This window comes from Novosphingobium terrae (assembly GCF_017163935.1).
GTDB lineage: Bacteria > Pseudomonadota > Alphaproteobacteria > Sphingomonadales > Sphingomonadaceae > Novosphingobium > Novosphingobium terrae.
On sequence record NZ_JABVZR010000003.1, the window covers coordinates 59380 to 82542 of the forward strand.

20 protein-coding genes are annotated in these 23163 nt (G+C 60.2%); 12 read left to right on the plus strand and 8 right to left on the minus strand.

Features of this window, described 5'->3' with window-relative positions; translation table 11 throughout:
- Nucleotides 1–927, plus strand: a complete 927-nt coding sequence (locus HGK27_RS29875; RefSeq protein ID WP_206245761.1) for an NAD(P)/FAD-dependent oxidoreductase — start codon at nt 1–3, stop codon at nt 925–927.
- Nucleotides 928–2168: 1241 nt separating this feature from the next.
- Here HGK27_RS29875 and HGK27_RS29880 read toward each other — a convergent pair.
- Both HGK27_RS29880 and HGK27_RS29885 read right to left on the minus strand, forming a co-directional pair.
- Nucleotides 2169–2780 carry a sigma-70 family RNA polymerase sigma factor gene (locus tag HGK27_RS29880; RefSeq protein ID WP_241127987.1) on the minus strand — a complete coding sequence of 204 codons (612 nt, stop codon included), beginning with the start codon at nt 2778–2780 and terminating at the stop codon, nt 2169–2171.
- A 429-nt stretch (nt 2781–3209) separates the two neighbouring features.
- Nucleotides 3210–4385: a YihY/virulence factor BrkB family protein gene (locus tag HGK27_RS29885; RefSeq protein ID WP_206245762.1), complete on the minus strand. Its 1176-nt coding sequence runs from the start codon at nt 4383–4385 to the stop codon at nt 3210–3212.
- A gap of 284 nt (nt 4386–4669) precedes the next feature.
- Here HGK27_RS29885 and HGK27_RS29890 point away from each other — a divergent pair, with 284 nt between their 5' ends.
- Together HGK27_RS29890 and HGK27_RS29895 are read left to right on the plus strand one after the other, a co-directional pair.
- Complete coding sequence (locus HGK27_RS29890) at nt 4670–6598, plus strand: mechanosensitive ion channel family protein (protein ID WP_206245763.1); 1929 nt, start codon at nt 4670–4672, stop codon at nt 6596–6598.
- A gap of 135 nt (nt 6599–6733) precedes the next feature.
- Nucleotides 6734–7627 carry an SDR family oxidoreductase gene (locus HGK27_RS29895; protein ID WP_206245764.1) on the plus strand — a complete coding sequence of 298 codons (894 nt, stop codon included), beginning with the start codon at nt 6734–6736 and terminating at the stop codon, nt 7625–7627.
- A gap of 36 nt (nt 7628–7663) precedes the next feature.
- Here HGK27_RS29895 and HGK27_RS29900 read toward each other — a convergent pair whose 3' ends face one another.
- On the minus strand, nt 7664–9439 hold the full coding sequence (locus HGK27_RS29900; protein ID WP_206245765.1) for a glycoside hydrolase family 15 protein: 1776 nt from the start codon (nt 9437–9439) through the stop codon (nt 7664–7666).
- 315 nt (nt 9440–9754) lie between these two features.
- Here HGK27_RS29900 and HGK27_RS29905 point away from each other — a divergent pair, with 315 nt between their 5' ends.
- The 3 genes from HGK27_RS29905 (at nt 9755) to HGK27_RS29915 (ending at nt 12480) form a co-directional block, all read left to right on the plus strand.
- Nucleotides 9755–10183 (plus strand): DUF1810 domain-containing protein, encoded by a 429-nt coding sequence (locus HGK27_RS29905; RefSeq protein ID WP_206245766.1) that lies wholly within the window; start codon nt 9755–9757, stop codon nt 10181–10183.
- A gap of 261 nt (nt 10184–10444) precedes the next feature.
- Entirely contained in the window at nt 10445–11455 is a 1011-nt protein-coding gene (locus tag HGK27_RS29910) for an SDR family oxidoreductase (protein WP_206245767.1), read from the plus strand.
- Nucleotides 11456–12027: 572 nt separating this feature from the next.
- The gene (locus HGK27_RS29915; RefSeq protein ID WP_206245768.1) at nt 12028–12480 is read left to right on the plus strand and encodes a PA2169 family four-helix-bundle protein; all 453 of its coding nucleotides are present in this window, start codon (nt 12028–12030) and stop codon (nt 12478–12480) included.
- Between the two features lie 519 nt (nt 12481–12999).
- Here HGK27_RS29915 and HGK27_RS29920 read toward each other — a convergent pair.
- Together HGK27_RS29920 and HGK27_RS29925 are read right to left on the minus strand one after the other, a co-directional pair.
- The gene (locus HGK27_RS29920) at nt 13000–13350 is read right to left on the minus strand and encodes a hypothetical protein (protein ID WP_206245769.1); all 351 of its coding nucleotides are present in this window, start codon (nt 13348–13350) and stop codon (nt 13000–13002) included.
- Between the two features lie 255 nt (nt 13351–13605).
- Nucleotides 13606–13839: a helix-turn-helix domain-containing protein gene (locus HGK27_RS29925; RefSeq protein ID WP_241127976.1), complete on the minus strand. Its 234-nt coding sequence runs from the start codon at nt 13837–13839 to the stop codon at nt 13606–13608.
- Between the two features lie 497 nt (nt 13840–14336).
- Here HGK27_RS29925 and HGK27_RS29930 point away from each other — a divergent pair, with 497 nt between their 5' ends.
- The 5 genes from HGK27_RS29930 to HGK27_RS29950 all read left to right on the plus strand — a co-directional run bounded on the left by HGK27_RS29930 (nt 14337) and on the right by HGK27_RS29950 (nt 19757).
- Complete coding sequence (locus HGK27_RS29930) at nt 14337–15113, plus strand: histidine phosphatase family protein (RefSeq protein WP_206245770.1); 777 nt, start codon at nt 14337–14339, stop codon at nt 15111–15113.
- Nucleotides 15106–16014 (plus strand): NAD(P)H-hydrate dehydratase, encoded by a 909-nt coding sequence (locus HGK27_RS29935; protein ID WP_241127978.1) that lies wholly within the window; start codon nt 15106–15108, stop codon nt 16012–16014. Before HGK27_RS29930 ends, HGK27_RS29935 begins: the two co-directional genes overlap by 8 nt.
- Nucleotides 16015–16070: 56 nt before the next feature.
- Nucleotides 16071–18299, plus strand: a complete 2229-nt coding sequence (locus HGK27_RS29940; protein ID WP_206245772.1) for a hypothetical protein — start codon at nt 16071–16073, stop codon at nt 18297–18299.
- Between the two features lie 306 nt (nt 18300–18605).
- Nucleotides 18606–19496 (plus strand): iron-containing redox enzyme family protein, encoded by an 891-nt coding sequence (locus HGK27_RS29945; protein ID WP_206245773.1) that lies wholly within the window; start codon nt 18606–18608, stop codon nt 19494–19496.
- Between the two features lie 81 nt (nt 19497–19577).
- On the plus strand, nt 19578–19757 hold the full coding sequence (locus HGK27_RS29950) for a hypothetical protein (protein ID WP_206245774.1): 180 nt from the start codon (nt 19578–19580) through the stop codon (nt 19755–19757).
- Nucleotides 19758–20429: 672 nt separating this feature from the next.
- Here HGK27_RS29950 and HGK27_RS29955 read toward each other — a convergent pair.
- A complete protein-coding gene (locus HGK27_RS29955) occupies nt 20430–20720 on the minus strand; it encodes a hypothetical protein (protein WP_206245775.1) in 291 nt (96 codons plus the stop codon).
- A 148-nt stretch (nt 20721–20868) separates the two neighbouring features.
- Between HGK27_RS29955 and HGK27_RS29960 the strand changes: the two genes are divergently transcribed.
- A complete protein-coding gene (locus HGK27_RS29960; protein WP_206245776.1) occupies nt 20869–21501 on the plus strand; it encodes a type IV toxin-antitoxin system AbiEi family antitoxin domain-containing protein in 633 nt (210 codons plus the stop codon).
- A 177-nt stretch (nt 21502–21678) separates the two neighbouring features.
- Here the strand turns inward: HGK27_RS29960 and HGK27_RS29965 are convergent, their stop codons facing one another.
- On the minus strand, nt 21679–22443 hold the full coding sequence (locus HGK27_RS29965; protein WP_206245777.1) for a hypothetical protein: 765 nt from the start codon (nt 22441–22443) through the stop codon (nt 21679–21681).
- 415 nt (nt 22444–22858) lie between these two features.
- Complete coding sequence (locus HGK27_RS29970) at nt 22859–23017, minus strand: hypothetical protein (RefSeq protein ID WP_206245778.1); 159 nt, start codon at nt 23015–23017, stop codon at nt 22859–22861.
- Nucleotides 23018–23163: the final 146 nt, after the last annotated feature.

Here is a 23163-nt window from a genome sequence, read left to right on the forward strand (position 1 = left end):
ATGGCGAAGGATGATGAGGACGTTCTGGATTGTCTGGTGATCGGAGCAGGTCCGGCAGGGCTGACGGCCGCGATCTATCTGGCCAGGTTTCGTCTCCAGCTCAGAGTGGTCGATGCCGGGAAAAGCCGGGCGGCGATGATCCCGCGCATGCACAATCATGCAGGGTTTCCCGGCGGGATCGCCGGCAGCGAACTCTTGGCCCGGATGCGGAAGCAGGCAGTTTTATTTGGCGTAAACGTAACTGCCGGGCTGGTCGAGAGCCTGGCCCTGAAGGACGGCATCTTTACCGCCCGGGTCGCCGACGGCCTCCTTCGGGCAAGAACCGTGCTTCTCGCGACCGGTGTGGTCAACAATTCACCCCGGATCGCTCCGGAAATCCATGAGACAGCCCTCGCGCGTGGGCAGCTGCGCTATTGCCCGGTGTGTGACGGCTTTGAAGTGACCGACAAGCGCATCGCGGTCATCGGGACGCAGACGCATGGGGTCAATGAGGCCCTGTTCCTGCGTATGTATTCGCCGGACATCACGCTGATAGCGCCCGACGGTGAGCACGCCCTGAGCAGGGAAGATCAGGCGAACCTCGCGCAGGCCGGCATAGAGATTGTGCATGGGCCGTGCGGCGCCATGAGGGTCGAGGGCGAGCGCATGATCGTACCGGTTCGCGATGCCACGCTCACTTTCGATACTGTGTATCCAGCCCTTGGGTCGGTGATCCGGTCTGAGCTGGCGCTGATGCTTGGCGCGGAGGCAAGCGAGGAAGGATGCCTCGTCGTCGACAGCCACCAGCGCACCAGCGTTCCTGGCCTCTATGCCGCCGGCGATGTCGCCAGGGGTCTCGATCAGATCAGCCATGCGATGGGCGAGGCTGGCGTGGCCGCCACAACCATCCGCAATGATCTGGCGAAAAGCCGTGCCCTGTACCGTTAAGAGGGGATTTGTGGCCGGTAATCGGACGGTTGTCTTACCTCGTACGTCCCTGGGGAGGCAGTATCATTTTTTTGCGTCGCTGTCTTTGGTATCGGGCGTATCGGCAGGCACGGTCGTATCCGACGCGCATCGGTTGCCGGAGCTGATTTTGGCCCACCTATTGAGAGAATGAGGCGCAGGCCGATGACGACCGCATCTGGCGCGCCACCTCCGGCTGCCGGATGGCGCAGGTTTTGCGCGTCGGGTTGCATGCCCAGCGTTCGCTCAGTTTCACCCGATAATTGGCCTCGAACGAAGTCTCTGCATGGGGCAAATCTGACAGGGCGAAGGCCAGCGGGCTGATGCAGGTGGGGGCGAACGCCAAGCTGAGACGATCTTCATCTCGGCCCGGAATAGGCCCTATGCCAATCAGGCCTCCTCCAATCCGGGATCATATTTGCAATCGTATGAAACAGGGCGGCGCGATGGCGCTTTCCTTATGGCCCAACTTGGTCAACGTCAGCGCCGAAGCGGAAGAACATTGAGGCAGGGGCTGAGCGGGCCGGTGGGATCAATCAGCCGACTTTGGTCTTCTGGGAGAGGACTTATGCGTAATCAGGCTATCGACGATTGCATCAGGCGACTTGCTGTCATTCAAGAGCATCTACGTCACGCCGGGATGCACCAGGCCCTCCAGCATGTTTCTACGGCCATCTCCGAGCTAAAATTAGCGTTCCCCGGCTCGGATAGACGGGAGAGCTCACATAAAGGGGGCCCGCGAGCCCGAAGCGAAGAAGACAGCCATTCCGGTGGCCAGTGCGGCTAATCTTCCAGTCACCGAATGGAGTTGCAACCAAGCCCGCCCTCTGCGGACGGCGAAGCAGCGGGTGTGCCATGACGTGCGTGAGATCAAAAAAACGAACCGAAAGGGCGCTCAAAGCGTCGTGGGGATGTCGGCGCTCTGTGGGAATTGTGAAATCTGCAAACCGCAGGCGTCTTTGTCAGCAGACCAGGTCCTGTTGAGGTGGACAGGGCATCATCCTCGATGCCGGCCGTAGCGCCGGGCATCGTCTTAGCTCGCCGATTGAGCCGCTCGGCCCGCAAACTTCTTCCAGCCAGCCCGACTGGTCCAAGCCTCCCGGGCGGGCTGCGCCGTTATGCTACCCGTCGCCTGGTGACGCTGCGACACTTGTCGGGGTGACAATGCCCACAACACAGGTCAAGGCTTCGTGCCTCCGAATTTTGTGAGCCTGGCAGAATGTTCAAGCCGCAAGCTGTTCCAGAATATGGTCCGGTGCGACCTTGCGAAGCTCAGCGAAGAAAGCGTCGAGCACCTCGCCCTTCAGCACAAAGCTGCTCCGCGCGTCGGGCAGCACACCACTATCGATAGCCGCCGAAAGCGCTGCCCGCGCGCGCGCGATCCGGCTCTTTACGGTGCCAAGTGGGGTGCCGCAGATCTCAGCGATTTCCTCATAGGAAACGCCCCCAACACACACCAGCACCAGCACCTCTCGTTGCGCAGCAGGCAGAGTGGCCAGCGCTCGTAACACGTCGGCCGCTTCCAGACGGCCCTCTTGAGATCCGTGCATGTTGAGCACGCGTTCGGCCTCAGCCTCATCGTAATTTCCGACAAAGCGGTCACGGCGCATCTGGCCAAAATAATGATGACGCAGGATGGTATAGGTCCAGGCGCGCATGCTTGTGCCGCCGACAAAACGCCCTCGTGCCGCCCAGGCTTTCATCAGCGTTTCTTGGGCAAGATCATCCGCGCGATCCCTGTCGCCGCACAGCATGCGGGCAAAGGCCCTCAGGTGAGGAATGACAGCCGTAATTTCGCGGTGGAAGTCGGCATCAGAGAGCGGCTCGCCCTCGATCTTGTTTTTGGGCTTGTCAGCGCTTTCCTCTAACGAACATTGGGCCAGGCCAGCATCGCGACCGATCGGCTGCGACACCGCAAGGGGCTCAAAAGTTTCGATTTCAAGGTTGCTCACGGTGCGCCTCCAGGTCTCACTTGCAGTTTTCAACAAATGATTTCGAAACCGGTTCCGGCAAAATTTGCCTGTCGCCCCCAGAGGTTACGTGTCGGATTATATGGCACGCTGTCGCGACCATCTGCTGGTTTCACAGGATGGGGGCATTCGCAGGCCGGCGCCGGCAGCATGTGCTAGCGCCGATATGGCATAAGACAGATTGAAATTTGGCTGACCACGCTGGTCAAGTCAGATTGCAGGCCGAAGGAAGAGCCATCATAGGCAACCGAACTTCTGGCATCGTTCGATATTAAATCGTAAAAACGTGCGTAGTTAACCCCTCGTCTTCTTGCGCCGCTGGAGAAACTCAGCCGCGGCACCCAAAGCAATCAGCGCAAATCCTTTGCCGTTTCCCGCGCGGCTCCTGATCAACGAAAGGCCCATCGCTGCAAGAGAAAGCGGGAGCACCTCGCCGACGTCGCCCATTCGCAATTCGGGTCGTTCCGTTGATTGAAGCGCGAGTGCCGGAGCGGTTGTGACTCGACCGTCGGTAGCCTTGTCAGCATTCCATTCCTGGATCACTTTGTGCGGCGCTGACCGATTGATCTTGATGCGTTCCGAATTCAGTTCGGCCCCGAAGAGCAGAGCGTAGCTCGAAGAATAGAACCAGGTCAGCACGACAATGACTGCGCTGAGGGAGCCGTAAGTTGCGTTGTAGTGGCCAATTCCGGCGGCGTAGGCGCCAAAGCCCAGGCTCACAACCAGCCAGCTGACTGATGCCAGGACCGACCCGGGCGTTATCCAGGACCAGCGTATGTGATCGAGCGCCGGGCCATAGCGGTAAAGCGTCGCAGCCGCGGCCATTCCTACGCCGGTGAGCAGGGCATAGGAGACTATCTTTCCAAGCAGCAAAACCGCTTCCGGCAAGGTGGGCAGGAGGTGCTCAAGGTGGCCGAGGGCGGCAATGGCTATCAGTCCCAGGATCACCGTTACCACGGCCGCTCCGGTAATCGCGAGCGCCAGGCCGTTCACGGCCACGAAACTGCGATGCTCCTTGACCTCGAACGCGACATTGAGAGCGGTGATGATTGAGGCGGCTCCATTGCGGGCGCCAAACAAGGCGATCGCCAGGGCGGCAACGACGCCGAGTCCTTTTTTGCCGTCGGAGGCTTTGACCAGCTCCATAAGCTGCTGTCCGATCAGACGGGCGGCATCGGCGGGCATGACCGCTGCCAGCCTTTTGACGTCGTGAACGACGGTTCCAGGCTCGGCAAACATGCCATAGGTCAGGATGACGGCGGCAAGGAGGGGGACCAACGCCAGAAAGCCATAAAACGCGACGCCGGCGGCGATCAGACCTATGTTGTGCTCGCCCGCTTCACGCCAACTTTGCAGGAAGACCTTCTTCCAGCCTGACAACGGCAATCGGACTCTCTTCTTCATTGCGTGAGGCCAGGGATGAGAGAGCCATGCTGAAACCCTTAACATGTTGAAGATCAAAATAGGCATGGCGCGGCCGCACCTTCGGTCTGTCGCGACAGGCCCGCGCTCACGTCTAGCAACGTCCCTTCGTTGAAAGGGGTCCGGGACGGCGGCTTAGTTCTTGCCGAGCCATGGTCATCGAGTTGATGAGCGGGCGTTGCTCGTCTGCGGTTTGTGCAAGCTTCGAAGGGCGCGCGCTGCCACAGGAGGAAGACAGGTTCGAACCTTACAGCCGTTTGAAAGTTAACACTTGTGGCTGGCTCGCTTGGAGGGGTCGGCAACGCGGAAATCGGACGTCGAGGAGCGGTTTGGTGGAACATCGAAAAAAGGCCCTTTCCCTGGTGTTGGCCCTTTGTCTGCTCGGTGTGGCTGCCGGACCCGCACATGCCCAGATCGTTACCGATGCCAAGCTTCCAGTGCTGGAAGCTCTCCAGCGGGACCTTGGTACGGGCTCGTCTCTTCTCGAGCGTCAGCTCGACGAACCTTTTACCAACAGTTTTGGTTTTCCTCTCCTCCTCGCAATGCTGGGTATCGCGATCGCGGTGGTTTGGCCTGTCCGCCTGCGACTTCTCAAGGTCTACACCACCTGGCTGGACAGGCTCGCGCTCGACAAGAGACTGTCGGTCAGCGCGACTTCAGTGGGGAACGTGGTTCTGACCACATTGCTGGTGGCGCTGTCAGGGCAGTTTTTGCTTTGGGCTCTTGAGGCCAATCTATCTCTTCTCCCCGAAACGCTGATCCTTGCAAAGGCACTGGCGATCGGCATCGGCATCGCCGGTCTTGGTCTGGGCGTCGGCAGAGCGCTCGAGGCTCCTGACGATCCGGGTGACCGGCCCCTTCAAATACCGCCGGGGCTTGAGGAAACTGTCGGGCACTATCCCTTCGCGGCGGGAATCATGCTCGGCCTGACGAATCTGATCGATCAGACGTCCAGACTGCTCCACGCGACAAGCACCAGTTGGAACCTTGCGCAAGGCGCGATCGCGTTGATTGAGGGCATCGTCGTGGCCCGCTTCCTCATTCTTGCGGGCAAAGCGCGGGAAAGAGAGGTCGAGGCCGCGACTGCCGCGAAAAAGGGGCCTGTGGTCCCTGCCATTTTTGGCATGACGGCCATTGTGTGGATCGCTCTCGCGGCCGCGGGCATTGCCTGTCTCTTTGACCATATCCCGTTCGGCATCCTTATTCTTCAGGAGTTGCTGTGGTCCGGCCTCGTGCTGACGATCGCCTGGCTCCTGACTGGTTTCCTTGACGCGCTCTTAGCTCAGCTCTTCGATGCTGATCGAACCGTCGGGCGTTTTGCAACAGCTGTGATTGGTGTTCGCCGTTCCCGCGTGAAGCAGCTAGCCTTGCTGGCGAGCGCGTGCCTGACTGTCATGGTCTGGCTCTTTGCCATTGGAATGGTGGCAGCACCTCTTCACAGTGGCCACTCCATTGTCATCGATCAGATGAGGCCGCTGCCGCTTCTCAACTCGGTGCGCTCGCTCGATCTCTCTCCGCGCACCATCGGCATGGCGCTGCTGGTTCTGTTCATCGGCATTGCGCTGACGCGCATGGTGCGTGGTTGGCTGGAGAAGCGGTTCCTGCCCTCAACCACGCTCGACATCGGCGTGCGCACCTCTCTGGTCACCGGCCTGAGCTACTTCGGCATCCTCGCCGCTCTGCTCGGTGCGACAAATGTGCTGGGCGTTCAGCTGGAGAAGATCACACTGATCGCCAGCGCCCTGTCGGTCGGCATCGGTTTTGGCCTGCAGTCAATCATCCAGAACTTTGTCTCGGGCGTCATTTTGCTGATCGAGCGCCCGGTCAAACCGGGGGATTGGGTTTCGGTATCCGGCGCGGAGGGCACGATCCGCAGGATACGCGTTCGCGCGACCGAACTGGCGACGACCGATGGAGGCACCGCCATTGTTCCCAACTCGTCCTTCATCTCCGGCAACGTCTCCAACCAGGGAAACACGCGCATGGCCGAAAGGCTGGATCTGACATTGGCCGTCAGCGGTTGCTCGAGCCCGGCGGCCGCGCGTCAGGCGCTCCTCGACCTTATCGCCGATGATGACCTGCCGGTCAGGGCTGACCCGGCGCCCGATGTATGCCTCACCACGCTGGGCGACGGAGAATGGACCTTCAATCTGAGGCTTTTTGCCAAGCCCGGTGCCAATCCGAGAACGGCGCGGAGCGACATCTTGCTTCGCCTCGCAGCCCAGAGCGAGGCCAAGGGCATCAAGATCAAAACAAGCTGAAAACGGGGCGCAGCGTCTGGTCTTGGCCTTGGCTCGTCTTACCCCGGAAGGCTCGAACGCGTGGGGCCACGGGTGATCCCGCGCATTGAAAGCCTCGTCCCCCAAGCAATGGGGCCCCAAAAAAAGGAGCATTTCATGACCGATCGGCTCACTCTCCAGGACCCGCGTGTCCAATATCCCCGACCGCCCTTTCCGCGCCAGCCCCAGCCTGTGCCAGGTCTCGCCACGCAGATGGATCCCAAGCCTGATCATGGAGAGAAAAGCTACAGGGGCTCAGGCAAGCTGACCGGCCGCAAGGCGCTGGTCACAGGTGGGGATTCCGGCATCGGCCGGGCTGCCGCCATTGCCTTTGCCCGCGAAGGCGCGGATGTGGCGATCGTCTACCTGCCCGGCGAGGAAAGCGATGCGAAAGAGGTTGTCGCTCTGATCGAGGCCGACGGCCGCAAGGCCGTTGCGCTGCCCGGCGATGTAACGGACGAAGCGTTCTGCCGCCAACTGGTCGCAAATGCCGTTGAGGGTCTGGGCGGCCTCGATGTGCTGGTCATCAACGCAGGCCGCCAGCAGAATCGTGAGGATATCTCGAAGGTCACCTCCGAAGATTTCGACAAGACGCTCAAGACCAATCTTTATGCGCTGCACTGGATCGCTCAGGCCGCCATGCCGCATCTGAAAGCCGGGGCCTCGATCATCACGACGGCCTCGATCCAGGCTTATGAACCCTCAGCCATTCTGCTCGACTACGCGACGACCAAAGCGGGTATCGTCGCCTATACCAAGGCGCTCGCCAAGCAGACCATTGAGAAGGGCATTCGTGCCAACGTCGTGGCGCCCGGACCTTTCTGGACGGCTCTGCAGTCGAGCGGAGGTCAGCCGCCTGAGGCGGTCATGAAATTCGGCGAGGAAAGTGTTTACGGCCGCCCGGGTCAGCCGGTCGAGATCGCACCTGTCTATGTCCTGCTGGCCTCGCAGGAAGCGAGCTTCATCAGTGGTGAGGTCTATGGCGTGACGGGCGGCGCCGGAATCGCCTGAGGCCAAGCGCGGGCGGGTGCCAGGGCGCTCGCCCGCTCAACCGAGCGATGCTGCGGCGTGGATCAAGGCAAGATGGCTCAGCCCCTGAGGCATGTTGCCGAGGAAGCCGCCGGTCTCGGGGTCGATCATCTCGGGTAGTGTCTGGCCATGGTCGCCAATCCGATAGAGGAGTGACTCAAATTGGCTGCGTGCCTCCGCTTTACGCCCGAGCGCCGCTTTGGCGGATACCACCCAGAAACTGCATGCCAGAAAGCAACCTTCTTCGTCCTTGATGCTGGTGAGCCGACGATGAAGGCCGTTCGATCCCAGCACGCGATCAATGGCGTCAAGGGTGAGCGACAGGCGCTCTGCACCGTCAAAACCAAAAGGGACGGCAAGAGCAAGGGAGGCATCGAGTTCGTGGCTTCCCGCCCAGGCGACATAGCTCTGATGCTCAGAAGACCAGCAATGCTCACCGATCCACTTTTCGATGCGGTCCCGCACCCGCTCCCAGCGCGGCACACAGCGATCCGCGATATGACCATCCCGCGCCAGCTCAACCGCGCGCGCCAGGGCCTGCCAGCAGCTGATTTTGGACATGGTGTAATGGCGCAGTTCCGGTAGCTCCCAGATTCCGCTGTCTTTTTGCATCCAGCTGTCGGCACATTGGTCGGCAAGCTGAGAGAGGACACGCGCGGAGCGATCATCCAGCACATTGCCATGGGCGACAAAGGCGGCCGCGACTTCGAAGATGTCACCGTAAATTCCGTGCTGGTGCTGATCGGTGGCGATGTTGCCGCGCCGCACCGGCTGAGACTCGCGGTAGCCGGGCAGGTCGATGTCCCGAGCATCGGGCACCATATCGCCGCCCAGCGTGTAGCACACTCGAGCGCCGTGCTCATCGAGCCTTTTGATCAGCCAGGTGAAGGCGGCCTTTGCCTCCGGCTGTGCGCCGATCAGCAGGAAAGCCTTGATCGTGTATCCAGCGTCCCTGACCCAAGCGTAGCGATAGTCGAAGTTTTTGGGACCGCCGATCTTTTCCGGCAGGGACGTGGTCGCGGCAGCGGTGATGGCGCCGGATGGCGAGTAAAGCAGAAGTTTGAGCGCCAAAGCGCTGCTCAGGACCTGCTCCCGAAACGGACCGTCATAGCGCAGACCTTCGCTCCATTGCCGCCACTCCCTGTGCGAGGTTTCGACTCGCGCGTCGATCTGGGCGATTGTGGGCACCACCATGGGCTCGTCATCCCCGGCGACCACAGCAACGATCTCGCTTTCTCCGGCCGCCAGGGACAGCCGACCCCGAAAGATCAAATCCTCATCCTGCTCGACATGCAGCTTTTTACCATGCCGGATGAGGCCGAGCACGGTCCCCGCATGGAAAACCGTCCCATTGGCGGTGCGCACGAGATAGGGACTGCAGCTGTTGGCTCGCGTACCGATCCTGATTTCAACGATGAACGATACATGGCCTTCCACACCTTCGATCCGCCTGGCGAGTTCGCACCATGGGAGCCGCCCTGCCGGGCCGCTGTTCAAGGATTCGACGAGCCGAGCCGTTCCTGTTTCCGTCGAAAACAATGTTTCATGCACATTGCTCCCCGGGCGATAGGATTGCCGGGTTGTGAAAGGGCTATCAGGCGTGATCGAAAAACGACCACCTTCGTCAGGCCAGAGCAGCCGGTCGAACATCGGCGGTGCGTCCATATTGGGGACACACCACCAGTCGATAGATCCATCGGCGCCCGACAGAGCCACTGAGCGGCCGTCACCAAGCGCAGCATAATCGCTCAGTTCGAGCCACCCGTCACGGCGCGTGCCGGAGGGGGCCGTCATCGTTTGGACGTCAACCGGCGGGCAGCGCAAGGCGCGGGCGAGGTTCGCTGAGTCATTGGATCTGTCTCTTTGTCCCGGAATGGAGGCTGGCGAAGCGTTTAATGCGCTGATTTGACGCCTGTTCCACCGGGCATTCGCGAATGAGGCTCGGTTTCATCGGTCGGCATAGACATCGCTGCCTGTGTATCTGCGGGTTGCACTGGCCTTATGCCGGGGCAGGCGCTTGACCAGGATCTTTTTCGTGAACGCCGGCTTCATCCAGGATGAGGTTTCGACCCGTTTGTCGGGACCTGTGATCCGATGGAGGCATCAGCGATGGCTGGACTAAAGGCAGATGACCCGTTTGATCTGGATCGCTTCGTCGAGGCACAGACCGCGATCTACGACACCGCGCTTGGTGAGATCCGGCAGGGCGATAAACGGAGCCACTGGATGTGGTTTATATTCCCCCAGATCGTTGGACTGGGGACAAGCCCGATGGCGCAGCGCTACGCGCTCGAATCCCTGGATGAAGCCCGGGCCTATCTCGATCACGCTCTTCTCGGCCACCGATACCGCGAATGTGTCGGGGCTCTTCAGGCATTGTCCGAGCGCGATGCCGAAGCAGTCTTTGGGCCGGTGGATGCTCTGAAGCTACGCTCGTCGCTCACGTTATTTGTCAAGGCCTCAGGTGACAGTCTGATTGAGGATGCGCTCCAAGAGTGGTTCGGGCAATCCGATCCCGAGACCCTGAAGCGGCTTTGAAAATAACACTTGGACATGGCCGTCACCGTGAGGCCGCGGGGGCCGCATCTCATCGCCTGATGCGGTAGCGTTCCCTTCAGCCTCACCAGCCTTACGTCGAACCGGTTCTTACACCACTGACGGGCGGGCTCGGTCTGGATCAAGCCCGTTTTCCCCATTTTGCCTAGTGGTCTCTAAGCGCTTGGCGAGGTTGGAACAGCCGTGCGCCTCAGAGCTTAGAACAGCGTAGTCAGCCATGTCGCGGCGAACCGGAGTTCCATCATGCCCCCTCAGACGCCTGCCGCCTCGTCGCAGCCTCGCCTGCGTACCGCCGTCATCACAGGTGGTTCAAGCGGCATCGGCCAGGCCGCTGCAGAGGCGTTTGCCCAAAGCGGGTGGCGGCTTATTCTGGCCGCACGTGGAATTGAGGACCTCGAGGCGGTGGCTGAACGATGCCGGTCTCATGGCGTCCCGGTGTTGACCAGAGTCTGCGATGTCGGCGATGCCGAGCGCATACAAGCTCTGGCGCAGGAGGCGCGAGAGTTTGGCGATGGGATCGACCTGTGGTTCAGCAATGTCGGGGTGGGAGCAGTGGGCAAATTCCTCGATGTTCCTATCGCCATCCACGATCAGGTCATTCGCTCCAATCTGATGGGCCACATGCATGACGCTCACGCGGCGCTGCCGATCTTTCTACAGCAGGGGCAGGGGGTCTTCGTGAACATGATCTCGCTGGGTGGCTATGCCTCGACGCCCTTTGCTGCCGCCTATGCTGCCAGCAAGTTTGGGCTCCGGGGCTGGTCTGAAGCTCTGCGCGCCGAGCTATCCGACCGCCCGCGCGTGCACATCTGTGACGTCTATCCCTCTTTCGTGGATACCCCTGGGCTGCGCCATGCCGGGAACTTCACCGGCAAGCGTCTTTCCGCGCCACCGCCCCTGCTTGATCCCCGCCAGGTCGCGCAGGCGGTGGTTCGCCTGGCGGACAAGCCGAAGCCCTCGACAATCGTCGGGGTTCCCACCTGGGCCATCCGCTTGGGACACGTCCTGTCGCCGGCTCTGAGCGCGCGCGCCGCCAATATGCTGTTCGAACGCTATTTCGCCTCGGCCCGGCCGACGGAGATCACGAGCGGCAACGTGCTACATCCTCGGCATGATGGCGCAGGCATCGACGGTGGACTGCGCGCCTCGCCCCTGATGCGCAAGCTAGGCATGGCAGCAGCGGTTGCGGGCGCCCTGTTGGCCGGACATCTGGTGTCGAAAGTAACTCAGGGCCGGGGTACCGAGCGACCCTGATCAGGTCGGACGAAGCAGAGCAGCAATGCGATCGGGGATCTGCACTGTCTTTGGGATACATAAGGTCTTAGCCAGAATGGCGGGGCGTAGCGAGCGCCATTCAGGTGAGCTAGCCGCATGGCGCCTTTTGAGGGCGGCCGTCGGTCCGAGCACGAAAATAGGCATCAAAAGGCCGATTCATCGATACATCCTGCCTGAGCGGGCATGCATCGCATGCGCCGATTCGGAACATTGATTTTTTTGGAAGGCGAGCTTTCGGGCAAAATCAGGTCGTCGGCTGGCGATAATGTCTTCTCCCGATAAGGCTCTTCGCTGGGCTCAAGGTCAGTCGACAAGGCAACTGACCACGTGTTTTAGGGAAAGTCAGTCCCTTCACCATGGCACAATAGCAGGCGAGCGGGCCAACCGACCTCACAACAGCCGTCTGAAGACGGAACCCGAACCTCGAGATGGCGCTCCTCCGCCAAGCTGAAGAAAAAGTTTGGAGCTGACCGGGGTACTTTTTGCCCGCTGGGCCATTGGGTCAATGAGTCTGCTGCCTCCTGCGGCGATTCTCAATCTCAGGAGCTATTATGACCGAAGCCTCCCATGACATCTCCGTGCTCAACGGCCTCATCGCTGCCACGCTTGACAGCGTGGATGGCTATACCGAAGCTGCGACGGAGACCCAGAACGGCTCCTTTGCCACTCTCTTCAATGGCCTGGCGAGCGAACGCCGTCAGCTCGTGGCGCGCCTTCAGCAGGAAGTCGTGGCGTTGGGTGGTGAGGCCGAAGAGGATGGCACGATCCTGGCAAGCGCCCATCGCGTTTTCCTCAACCTCAAGGCAGTCGTGACCGGACATGACGACAAAGCCATCATCAACGAGGTTGAGGCGGGCGAAGATCACATCAAGGCGAAGTTTGAAGACGCGCTGAGCGACGACGAGCTTTCCGCATCGGTGGTGACATTGATCGGATCGGCCTACGACTCCGTCAAGGCCGGTCATGACGAGATCCGCGATATCAAACATTCGTTTGAGCAGTGATCCAGGTATGGGGTGGGGGCGGAACACCGCTCCTGCCTTCCGGCCTCATTTATGGCAAAGCATACATCGTGAGCCTCGGGCAGCGACAGCGTGGAACGCTGCAGGAAGGCCCATACTTTGAATTACTGAGATCGCGTAGAAGCGATGAATCAGTGCGGCTCGGTCAATATGTTGGACCAGCTCTCCGCCCAGTGTTGAGCAAGCGACGCGGGTTTCGCCCGTTGGAACGCCTCCGGGCAGGAATTTACGCCGACGCGATCTGTCCCCGACCAGGCGGTGCGGTCGCGCATGAGGAATTACCCACGCCGCGCCGAGCGCGACGACGCCGACCAGCAAAGTGGCAAGCGGGCGATAACCGGAATTAAGTTTCCGAAAACTGGAAGTGTGTTTCCGGTGTATCGCTCGATCCGTCACTCGATCATCATCCGAACGGGCCAGCACCCAAAGGGACTCGCTGAGGCGGAGCCGAGCAGAGCGCCGTCCCGGCCTATGCCGAGAGAGGGCTTGGTGGCCTTGTCGCTAGTAGGAAAAACTTCCGGCCTTTGCCTTGGAGAAACCGCCCTCCCTCGGCCCCTTATCAATGGGTGTCTTGTCGCCGGGCGCGCGAGGAACAAAGCTGAAGCGATCACCCACCAGCTTTTCGCCCTCGATCTTGAAGGTTCCTGAAAGAGAGCTGCCCGACAGGATCACGTTTCCGTTGCTGACCTCGTAGTTGCCGCTCGCACCGGTGGAGAGGCTGAAGGTTTTCTCGCCAAAGGTCGCGACCACGCCCTGAGCCGGTCCGTTGACCATATTGTAGGTGCCCTGCACCGATCTGTGGCAACCCGCCAGGGCCAGCGCGCTCACCATTACCAACCATGCTTTACGCATTTCCGCCTCCTGCCGACCGCTCACCTGCAGCGGTATACGTGCCTATAAGCTAGGTCGATTCGCGCTGAAAGGGCAGGCCAAACAGGACAAGGAGCAGACACCTTTTTTGATGCCGGGCATCTCCGGCCCCGCAGAACGGGATGCCATTATCCTTCTCGGCGGTGCTACAGCCGGTGCCATCCTACTGTGAGCGGGCCTAGGCATCTTAGGGCGGGGATTGCTTCACACTGCCCTGATGCCTGTATGACCTCTAAATCAAGTGGGAAGCCTAATGGCCCCGAAAAATAGGCCGCAGGCCACCATATGGGCGCTGTTACGCGCGCGCATCTTGAGTCTGATATTTTCGATGTATCGCTCGACTGTGCGGGGAGCCAAGCTAATATGTCGTGCAATCTCTTTGGCAGACATTCCTAAAGCCACAAATGCAAGAATCTCAGATTCTCGCGCCGTTAGACGCGGTTGAACATCCACCAGTTGGGTGATCAGCACGCAGTGTCTCCCTGTTTCTTTATTATGACAATTGCAAATCGGTTGAGTTTTTATCTGTCCAGAGATCGGTATTTTGAATTTAGATATTTTTAACTCGGCGTAATAACCTTTTTGGAGTGGAAACGTTCCTGCGGGACTGATCCTGGTTAAAATGAAATGTCAATCTTTCAGATTTTGGCTTTTCATTCAGATCTATCGCAGCCGATTTCTTCTAGCGGATTAGCAATAAAACTTGCGAGCCAGCACGAGCCCGGTTGCGCGGCAATTGAGCGCGCAGATCTTGCAGGGCGGTTCTTAAGCGAGGGGCTGATTGCCTTCCAAAAGCTGCGTGGTGGCGGGAATGGTGCGGTCAGTGCATGATGGGTGTCCTCTCTTTTTTCACTGAACTAACCTGGATCAGTGCATTAGTTTCCGCAGCCGTTTTCTTCCCGCCTTGGGGAACGCAGCGGCATCATGGAACATTCCGGCAGGGAGGCTAACTGATCGAAAGCGAGCCCATGAGCGCCACCAAATCGTCCCCGGGCCTGCGCTGGCCCAGCATTCTGTGGCTCGTCCGCCATGGTCAGAGCGCGGGCAATGTTGCGCGCGATCTCGCAATGCAGCAGGGTCAATTACGCATCGACCTCACAGGTCGCGATGTCGACGTCCCCTTATCCGCTCTGGGTCGGCAACAGGCCAAGGCGCTGGGCCGCTGGTTCGGGCGGGGCGAGGACCGGCCCGAGGTTATCATGAGTTCGCCTTATGCCCGCGCCCTCGAGACAATGCAGCTCTTCCGGCAGGCAGGGGGCAGCGAGTCCCTCGAGACCCATGTCGATGAGCGGCTGCGCGAGAAGGAGTTCGGCATTCTGGATGGATTGACCACAAAAGGCATTCATCGGTTGCATCCAGAACAGGCGGAATTTCGCCGCAGGCTGGGGAAGTTCTATCACCGCCCGCCGGGCGGGGAATCCTGGACAGACGTCATTTTCCGCCTCCGTGCGGTGCTCGATACGGTCTCCCTGCATCACGCAGGCCGACCGGTTATGATCGTGGCGCATCAGGTTGTCGTCCTGTGCCTGCGCTACATTATCGAGGGCCTGAACGAGGCCGAGATCTTGGCAATCGATCGCGCAGGCGACATCGCCAACTGCGCGGTGACCGAATATCGCTTCGATCCGGCGGTTGGCCATCACGGCGGCCTGCAACTGACGCGCTACAACGCTGTCGTGCCCATGGATGAACATGCGGCTCTTGTCACCAGCGAGCCCGATCATATGGTGGCGGCGCGTGGATAGGGGCGCCGTTACCCTCGATCTGGCTTGTCTGGGCGATCACCCGCTGCCCGAACCCGACCCGCAAACGGACAAGAACGGGCGCGGCCGAGTCCTGGCGGTCGGGGGCTGCCGCGAAGTGCCCGGCGGCATAGCCCTGACGGTCGAGGCCGCCCTTCGCGCGGGGGCGGGCAAGGTTCGTCTCGCCACCATCACATCGGCAGCGCTGACCTTGGGCATTGCCATGCCCGAAATCGCCGTGGTGGCCTTGGGCGAAAGCGCAGACGGACATATCGCCAATCTCGATGCCCTTGCAAAAAGCGAATGGGACGCAATGGTCGCAGGACCAGCGATGTCCTGTCACGATGGATGTTCCGCTCTGGCTGAGCGCCTCCTCGGCTTCGACGACGGTCACGCGGCGCTTATTCTCGATGCAGCACTGCTGATGGCTTTGCCCCGTTGTGGCCAGTCGCTCAAGACGCGCAGCACGCATGCCGTTTTGACGCCTCATATCGGCGAGATGGCGGCCATGTTGGAATGTGACGTCGAGGCGATAAAGCAGGACGGGGCGCGGGCAGCCCGGGAGGCGGCTGATCGGTTTGGCGCCGTTGTGGTGTTCAAGGGAGCGACGAACTGGATTGCGACGCCGGAAGGCCAGCTCTTCCGCTATAGCGGCGGCAGCGTCGGATTGGCCACAGGTGGTTCGGGCGATGTGCTCGCAGGGATTGCCGCCGGGCTGGCGGCACGGGGCGTCGGCCCCTTGAGCGCAGCGCTGTGGTCTGTCTGGCTGCACGGCGAGGCCGGGCGCGTATGTAGCGCAACCATCGGCCCGCTGGGCTTTCTGGCGCGTGACTTACCTCTTCACGTCCCGGCGCTGATGGCGGCTGCCGCAGCAACGAAACGTGTTGCACCCGATGACTCATGATCACCCGCACGAGCCTGGAGCCTGCGAAGATAAGACACTGTTATGCGAGAGTGACAATGAGGGACCAAGACCATAGCGACCATAGCCAGATTGCGGGATTGAGCCCGCAGGTTCTCGCGCTGCGCGCTGAGCTGGCCGAGCGTTCCATGCGGAGCATCGATGCCTTCAGTCTGGGAGATCTCACGGTCAATGTCTCTGAAGGTCGGGACTCGCTTTGGGCGCTTCTCCGCCGGCCCGGCCGGGGTGGACTGGCAGTTCGGTTGGCTTATGCTCCGGGCGGATTCGAGAAAACGAGCAGGCTTCGCCGCCGTGCCGGCGAAACGCTGCGGCTTTCGGCTCGAAGTGCCATCGGGCGCCATCTCGTCGTCTTGCGCACCGAAGGTCTTGACCTGCAACGTTTGCATTTCACCGTTCAGCTCACACCCGCCGCCGATCTGCTGCTGCCCTTCCTGCCGCGCGATATCTATCCTCTCGACGCTGACGACGATCCGGCCGGAGTTGTCGGCAATGTCGAAGCAGCGCAGCGCGGGCTGAACACAGGGCTTATCTATTTCCACCTCGACAAGCCGGAGATGGGGAGCGTGCTCTATCTGCAGAACCTGACGGCGCTGAACGACTATTTTCGTGCAACCCATACGAAACCTGACGGGGCCGTGGGCGGGGAGTGGCCCGAGCTCGGCTATTTGCCGCCCACGCCCCCGCAAAGCGGGACGCCGCCCACCCATCCCTTGCCCGCAGGCAAGCAATTGACCATTGCGGATGGTATTCTCGTACTGCGCGACAGCGCGCCGCCTGATGAGCGCGATTCAGCCCGGCGCTTTATCCAGATGCTCGGGGCTGCCTACACGGCGCTTGAGCTGCCCCCCATCGAGTACCATGATTGGGTTGATCGGGCGGAGCGCACCATCTCGGATCTGTCCCGCTCGCCCAAAGCCACCGTCCGCCATTACGGTCATCGCTATGCCCATCCTTACACGGCCAGCGAATATCCCGACATCATGGTCCAGATGGCACTTCTTGCACAAATGCACGATTTTGCCAGATGGAGCGAGACCCCTATCCCGCTCCAGACAGATTTCGAGGCAGGGCTCGAGAAATTCTACGACCCCAGGCTTAAAGCGCTGCGTCGCTATCTGCCTAATGTCGGCCAGGACAAAGACGCGGACGCGGTCGATAGCTGGTATCTCTACCACCCGCTGATGAACCTCTGTCGCCTTGCCATCGCGGGCAACGACAAGGCGCGAGACCTCTTCGGGCGCTCGATCGATTTCGGCATCAAGGCCGCTCACCATTTCAAATACAAATGGCCGGTGCAGTATAAGATTACTGATTTTTCAGTGATAACCCCCGTGGCGCCCGCTGACGGGCGCGGCCAGACCGATGTGGGCGGCATGTATGCCTGGGTCATGCTGCAGGGGTACGAGCTCACGCGCGAGGAGCGGTTCTTGCATGAGGCACAGGCCGCACTTGATGCCGCCCAGGACCTTCGCTTCAACCTCAACTACCAGGCCAATCTCACGGCATGGGGTGCCGCAGCCTGCCTGCGCCTCTGGCGCATCACAAACATCGATCGCTATCGGCTGCAGAGCCATGTCTATCTGGCCAGCTTCTTCCACAATTGCGCGATATGGGAATCGGACATCGCGCAGGCCGTGCATTACCGGAATTTCCTGGGCGTGACCTGTCTGCAGGACGCTCCCTACATGGCAGTATACGAGTGTTTCGACAGCTTCTGTGCCTTTGAGGATTACCTGCGCGATAGTGGCCCCGAGCTGGAACCGGCCGCACGCATGCTCATCAGTCAATATTGCCGCTATGCGCTCGACCGGGCCTGGTACTATTATCCCGACACCCTGCCCGAGGGCGGCTTGGCGCAGGACATTCGCAACGGGCATATCGATCGTAGTCTGTCGTTCCCGCTGGAAGACCTTTATGTTGATGGTCAGCCAGCGGGACAAGTTGGTCAGGAGATTTATGGTGCGGGGGCCGCGCTGGCCTTCGCTGTCCGGTCATTCCACCCGGTTGCAGGCGCAGCCTTCCGTTTGTTCTGTGACCACTTTATCATGGCAAGTGAGCGCACTGGAGAGCGAGCGATCACGATAAGCCTCGACGGCGGCGAGACATGCTCTGCCTTGCTGTCGGCAACACCTATCGGAAAAGAGCCTTTACCCAAATTCATCGTTCTGACAGCGGGTGGCGATCGCTTGCGCCCCTCTCGAACTGTCCCGGAAAGGATCGAGTTCCAGGTGCCTGCCAACGGCCGTCTCCTCATCAGCTGGATCTAAGCCCCGTCGGCGCACCGACCTACCGTGGAAACGAAAGGAGCACCGCAACCGGTTGACTGATTTCATGATGGCATGAGGCACATTGAACACAGACATGCTCGATCGGCAGTTGGTCTCGTATATCCCTCACCTGAGCCAGGGAAACGCTACGGCGACGAACTGTCGAACAGGCGTGTTCTCGCTAGTCTGGCGCTCCTGGCATCTTCGCGGGATCAATCTGGGTTAGCGCATTTGCGGCCCTGGTCGGCGAACAAAGGCATTCCCCGCAGCTTTCTTCAGCAGACCAATTACAAGAGTGGATGCGTCATGGCGACCAAATTTGAGCAACAAGAGAGAGCGTCACAGTTCCTCAACGATGACTTTCAGCGCGGCCTGGCTCAATGGAACAGACTTCGTCTGGCCCCGGGCCTGGCGGACGGCGATTGGCAAGAGGCACTCGAGCGTGACCACAAGATGCTTCGGCTGCAAGGTGGTTTCCTCGAGGAATTGCGCGACGAGGTAAGATCTGAAGCTGCGGAAGTACCGACGGAGGCCACCGCGTTCGTAGAATGGTTCGAGGATCTCAAAATCGAAGGACCGGGCCAGGGGGATGCTCTTTTTCCATGGTTGGCCGAGGAAGCGTCGCGCGACGAGCTCACATGGTTCTTCGAGCAGGAAGCGGCAGGAGAGGCTGGATTTGACGACTTGGTGGCCATGACGCAGGTCAAGCTGCCTGTCGGCCCTAAGCTGGAACTGGCTCGAAATTATTGGGATGAAATGGGTCGGGGAAATATCCGCGGCATGCATGGGCCCATGCTTGATGCGCTGGTCGATACGTTAGACGTTCGACCCTCCATTGGGACGACAGTCTGGGAAAGCCTCGCCCTGGCCAACGCTATGACGGCGATGGCTTCGTCTCGCCGATACGCATGGCATTCCGTCGGGGCACTCGGTGTGATCGAACTGACCGCGCCCGGTCGCTCCGCGCTCGTCGCGCAGGGACTGCGACGGGTGGGCCTGTCCGGGAAGGAGCGGCGTTATTTCGATCTTCATGCGGTTCTCGATGTGAAACACAGTCAGGATTGGAACCGCGAGGCGCTGACACCGGCCATTCAAGAAAACCCTGCCCGCGCCCAGGCTATTGCTGAGGGCGCTTTGATCAGATTGCGCTGCGGCGCCCGCTGTTTTGGACGCTATCGAATGCATCTCTGGGAATGAAACGCTCTCTCTGAACGTCGTACGGAGCAGCCTGCCTGCTGAAGTACCGGGACAAAACAACTCTCACCCAAGGAGAAACTCATGGTTGACCAAAAACGCGAAGGCCCGTTGGGCGACGTCATCCCGACCCCAGATGCCCCTGACATGGAAACACCGGGCGGGCAAAAGCCTGAGAAAATTGAGGACCGGCCCAATGTTAGCCACGTGACGCCAGAGGATTACCCCGAGGAGGAACGCGCCAAGCTCGAACCGAACGAATGAGCGGGCCAAGCTTGGCGAAGAGCTGAAGCTGCAGTTCGTCATAGCCCATGCCGGTTGGCTCGGTGCGATGAGGGCGATCAGCGGAAAGCCTCACGCCGACCGCATCGCCCGCCAGTATGAGCAGATCTATGCCATCGATCTGCACCGCGCAATTCAAGGCACGCATGGCTTCCAGCCCAGAGAGCAGCGGCATGCGCCGCAAGATGCGTCCATGCCCAACTTTATCCCGAGAGGACGAGACATGGGGCGACCTGCGATCATCGCGGGTTCTCCCGTTTGCCCGTTGCTTTTCAGCACATTGGCGCCAGCTATCATCTCAACATGCCCAATCCCATGGCGTACTCCTCAACGGGAATGATGGACAATTTGATGATCAGCGCCCCGGAGCTTCAACAGATGGGCATCATGAACCACGAGGCGCGAAGCTAGGGCACGCACACCGGGCCGGCCCCGATTGCACCGTCACCACCCCCTGCATTTGCCCCCGGAGATGGTGCGGAAGCCGTGAACAGCTATGTCGCAAGCATCTCTCGGCGGGACGCATCGCGCGCCGTCCAGTTGCCCGCGGCGCCTCCATCACCGCGGGGTGCAGAATGTGTGCAACAGCGTGGCGCCAGCCCTCGCACACGACCCGAAGAATGGCTTCGGCTGCGTATCGCGGGGGAGGCGAAGCTAGATTTCACACTCGTCAAAGCCAGTTGGCGGCACATTAGTGAAGGGAAATGGCCTGCCGATGCCGTTGCCCAATATCGAAAAAACGTCGCTCAGGGGCTCGCACGGGAGGGCGTCGATCTCAATGCCACGCAGCCCACTGCGGAAGGCTTTGTCCCAAAGTGAGTGTGAGAAAGCCTCGCGAAACGCGAACGAGCGGATCGCCCGCAGCAGCGCAATTGTCGAGGAACCGCCAAAGGGGCGGCAAAACAAGTCGCAAAACAGCCCTTGCGCAAGCAGGTGTGCAAGCACCTCCCGGAATCCCGGGCCTGAGCGCTTACGCCATTCAAACCAATGGCAGCTATTGGCGCGCCGGTTAGGGCAAGATGCTTATGGCTGAGTGCCGGCACGGCAAGGAAAGCGGCGATACACCTTTCACCGCTGTAGAAGGATCCGTCCAATGATCGTGCCTGAAAGATCTCAACGTGAGAGGCTTTTAGCCCTTTTTCAAACTCGGTCGGTGATGAAGGCCAGTGAGATTAAGGAGGCCGGCATCACTGCTGCGGCGCTTTCCAAGGCTATCGAGGATGGCGATCTAGAGCGGATTTCTCGTGGACTCTATCAGCGCTGCAATGTCGACCTCGCACATCATCACGCTCTCGCCGTCGCGGCAATGCGGGTCCCCAAAGGAGTCATTGCGATGCTATCGGCCTTGGCGTTCCACGAACTAACCGTTGAGGAACACCCTCGGGTCTGGATAGCGATCGGCGCAAATGGCTGGGCGCCAGCGCCGGCCTGCCCGCCACTGCGCATCGTTCGTTTCACTGAGCCCAGCCTTAGCCAGGGAGTCGAACAGCATTCCATAAGCGGGATCAATGTACCGATCTATTCTCTCGAGAAGACGCTGATTGACGTCTTTCGTCACCCACGGTTGATTGACCGTGAAGTGGCCCTATGCGCGCTTAATCAGGCCTTGCAGGAAAAGCGCGTGGACCCGGAAGCTCTACAAGAAAGCGCGCATGGCGCGGGGATATTGCCGGTCATACGGCCATTTCTCGCGCATTCGCTGTCGAGAATGGTCCGCGCTTCCTGAAACGCTAATACCTGCGTTCCGCCTTGGAATATTCCCGCTAAACATAGCGTATGGCTGGCCCAGCGGCCAATCACCGCTCGCTCCATAGGCCAGTGGCGGTTTTCAGGCAGCTTGCCCGGGCACCTTAAGTTCAAAGTACTCGCCCGGGCTTTAGAAGGGCAAGGGGATTTATCATGATCACGCTGCGGCCGAACGAGAGGTGATGGGCAGCGCTCCAGGACCGGCCAGCACGCGAGCGCCTCGGACCTGCGTCATGTACCTGCCATCCGGCATCCGGTTCATGACAATGGTCCTGTCTCGAAAGACCAGATCGAGATGCTGGTCTTCGCCGAGGACCGCACTGATCTCCTTGTCCTTGGCGCCCGAGCGCACTTCCATATAGACCTGCACCAGCACCCGGTCGCGCAAGGTGAGGTAGTCCTGCAGATGGTCGCGCGAAACGCGCGCCCGGGTCGGTGAGAGGTGCATCGCTTCGAACACGGCGGGCGCATCGACGATCGCCACGTCATTGTGCGGTTCCATCGGATCATCCCAGTGGATGCTGCCATCGGACCCAGCCCGTGGGATCAGACCGTAGGTCATGGCAAAGCCCGGATCGAGGACCAGTGTCGTGCGGTTGAGCGATTCCCAGTTCAGAATCAGAGGTTCAAGCTTGAGGCATTCTTCCTCTATCCATGCCTCGATCCAGAACTCGGGTCTATATCGCCCAGCTTCGCTTTCAAGCGGGCGGGGACCGTTGATTTCGACATCGGCGCCGAAGCTCGAAAGTTCGCCATTGAGGCGTTCCAGATCAGCAGGAGCGATCAGGGCGGTCGATGAATAACGCTGGCCGTCAATCGGCCCCTCGAAACTGCGCATCTCAGCCACCGTAACCATGGGAGCGGCCCACGGGTCTTCCTGCGCAATATGCTTCAGCAGGTCGGGCCACCATGTGTCATCCATTCGGGCTACCTCTCATCAAAGCCTGAAGCTGGTTGATGAGGTGTGCGGGGCCAGCAAGTCAATGTTGAAGACCCGTACCGAATCTTGCCAGCCACGCGAAGGCGCGCCGGTGCAGAGTTCAGATGTTAGCATCAGGGGCGCGTGAGAGCTCACTCGAAAGGGCATCTGATGCGCGGAAACCCTAAGTTCCTGGCCCCGGTTGGAACCCGCCCTCTGCCGAAAATCCAACGCGATAACAGACGTCATGTCCAGGGCGCCAAAGGGCAGGGGCTTGCTGTGACGCACGCTGGCCCCGCTATGACCTCAGGTCGTGGTCTCCGGAACGGCTCTTATCGGTGTCGAGAAGGCCTTATCTGCTGTTCGTTCATCGCCATAGGAGCTTAGTCGCCGACATGATTTTCAAGTCGGATTCAGGCTATGCCGCTGCTGATCCCATGAGCGCGCAGGCTTTCTTATCAAAGAGGTCGGCCCTTATCCGATATTTCTCAGCGATATGAGGGTTTGTTTGGTTGGCTTTCTCACGCTCTTCGCGCGCACGCATGCGGCAATATGCCGCGTCGATTTCGTCAAACATTGTCATTCCTCTCTAGGCGGTCGCCTTTGGCGACTCACAGAAGCCGTCTAAAACCACGAGGGCTGCCTTCGGCGTCGAATGTTACACGGAAATGGCTTTCCGGTGCGCAAGCGCTAAATGGCGACGAGGAGGGCCTCGCTCAAGCC

Excerpts from the sequence above, each read along its gene's own strand:
- HGK27_RS29875 (WP_206245761.1), top strand. The coding sequence starts at position 1 with ATGGCGAAGGATGATGAGGACGTTCTGGATTGTCTGGTGATCGGAGCA.
- HGK27_RS29885 (WP_206245762.1), bottom strand. The coding sequence starts at position 4,385 with ATGCCTATTTTGATCTTCAACATGTTAAGGGTTTCAGCATGGCTCTCT.
- HGK27_RS29895 (WP_206245764.1), top strand. The coding sequence starts at position 6,734 with ATGACCGATCGGCTCACTCTCCAGGACCCGCGTGTCCAATATCCCCGA.
- HGK27_RS29900 (WP_206245765.1), bottom strand. The coding sequence starts at position 9,439 with ATGACGGCCCCCTCCGGCACGCGCCGTGACGGGTGGCTCGAACTGAGC.
- HGK27_RS29905 (WP_206245766.1), top strand. The coding sequence starts at position 9,755 with ATGGCTGGACTAAAGGCAGATGACCCGTTTGATCTGGATCGCTTCGTC.
- HGK27_RS29910 (WP_206245767.1), top strand. The coding sequence starts at position 10,445 with ATGCCCCCTCAGACGCCTGCCGCCTCGTCGCAGCCTCGCCTGCGTACC.
- HGK27_RS29915 (WP_206245768.1), top strand. The coding sequence starts at position 12,028 with ATGACCGAAGCCTCCCATGACATCTCCGTGCTCAACGGCCTCATCGCT.
- HGK27_RS29920 (WP_206245769.1), bottom strand. The coding sequence starts at position 13,350 with ATGCGTAAAGCATGGTTGGTAATGGTGAGCGCGCTGGCCCTGGCGGGT.
- HGK27_RS29930 (WP_206245770.1), top strand. The coding sequence starts at position 14,337 with ATGAGCGCCACCAAATCGTCCCCGGGCCTGCGCTGGCCCAGCATTCTG.
- HGK27_RS29940 (WP_206245772.1), top strand. The coding sequence starts at position 16,071 with ATGAGGGACCAAGACCATAGCGACCATAGCCAGATTGCGGGATTGAGC.
- HGK27_RS29945 (WP_206245773.1), top strand. The coding sequence starts at position 18,606 with ATGGCGACCAAATTTGAGCAACAAGAGAGAGCGTCACAGTTCCTCAAC.
- HGK27_RS29950 (WP_206245774.1), top strand. The coding sequence starts at position 19,578 with ATGGTTGACCAAAAACGCGAAGGCCCGTTGGGCGACGTCATCCCGACC.
- HGK27_RS29960 (WP_206245776.1), top strand. The coding sequence starts at position 20,869 with ATGATCGTGCCTGAAAGATCTCAACGTGAGAGGCTTTTAGCCCTTTTT.
- HGK27_RS29965 (WP_206245777.1), bottom strand. The coding sequence starts at position 22,443 with ATGGATGACACATGGTGGCCCGACCTGCTGAAGCATATTGCGCAGGAA.
- HGK27_RS29970 (WP_206245778.1), bottom strand. The coding sequence starts at position 23,017 with ATGTTTGACGAAATCGACGCGGCATATTGCCGCATGCGTGCGCGCGAA.